Source organism: Microbacterium sp. Leaf351 (assembly GCF_001423825.1).
Classification (GTDB): Bacteria; Actinomycetota; Actinomycetes; order Actinomycetales; family Microbacteriaceae; genus Microbacterium; species Microbacterium ginsengisoli.
On record NZ_LMPK01000015.1, the window covers coordinates 45,401 to 46,328 of the forward strand.

The following is a 928-nucleotide window of genomic DNA, read 5'->3' on the forward strand; positions in this document are numbered from 1 at the left end:
GGCCACCATCACCTCTCCGGTTCCGACCGTCGCAGAGACATCGCGCTCCCCCCGACAGGTCATCGAGGCGCTCATCGGGCTGCTGCTCGGCATGTTCGTCTCGATGCTCGCCTCGACGGTCGTCTCGACCTCGCTGCCGGTCATCGTGCACGACCTCTCGGGCGATCAAGCCGCGTACACCTGGGTGGTGACCGCGACGCTGCTCACCACCGCGATCTCCACGCCGGTGTGGGGCAAGCTCGCCGACCTGATGAACCGCAAGGTGCTCTTCCAGGTGTCGATCCTGATCTTCGTGCTGGCGACCGCCGCCGCCGGCTTCTCGCAGAACCCGGGCATGCTCATCGCCTTCCGTGCCGTGCAGGGCCTCGGCGCCGGCGGCCTCGCCGCCTTGAGCCAGGTCATCATGGCCGACATCATCAGCCCGCGCGAGCGCGGACGCTACATGGGCCTGTTCGGCGCGGTCATGGCCGTCGCCACGGTCGGCGGCCCGCTCCTCGGCGGCGTCATCACGGATGCCTGGGGCTGGCGCTGGAACTTCTTCGTCGCCCTCCCCTTCGCCGTGGCCGCCCTGTTCATCGTGCAGCGCACGCTGCACCTGCCGGCACGCGAGTCGACCCGCGCACGTATCGATTACCTCGGCATCGTGCTGCTCTCCACGGCCGTGTCCCTGCTGCTGATCTGGGTCACCAATGCCGGCACGTCGTACGACTGGTGGAGCCTGCCGACCCTGCTCATGGTGGGCGGCGCCGTCGTGGCCGCGGTGCTCTTCGTCGTGACCGAACTGCTCGTCGCCGAGCCGCTCGTGCCGCTCACGCTCTTCCGCAACCGCACCTTCTCGCTCGCCGTCGTCGCGTCGATCGCCACCGGCATCGCGATGTTCGGGGCATCCGTCTTCCTCGCCCAGTACATGCAGCTGGCGCGCGGCGCC

Annotated in this window: 1 protein-coding gene; it reads left to right on the forward strand. The window is 69.2% G+C overall.

What is annotated here, in order from left to right:
• Positions 1-91: 91 nt before the first annotated feature.
• A partial coding sequence (locus ASG00_RS17280) for an MFS transporter (RefSeq protein ID WP_235559384.1) occupies positions 92-928 on the forward strand: 837 nt, incomplete at its 3' end.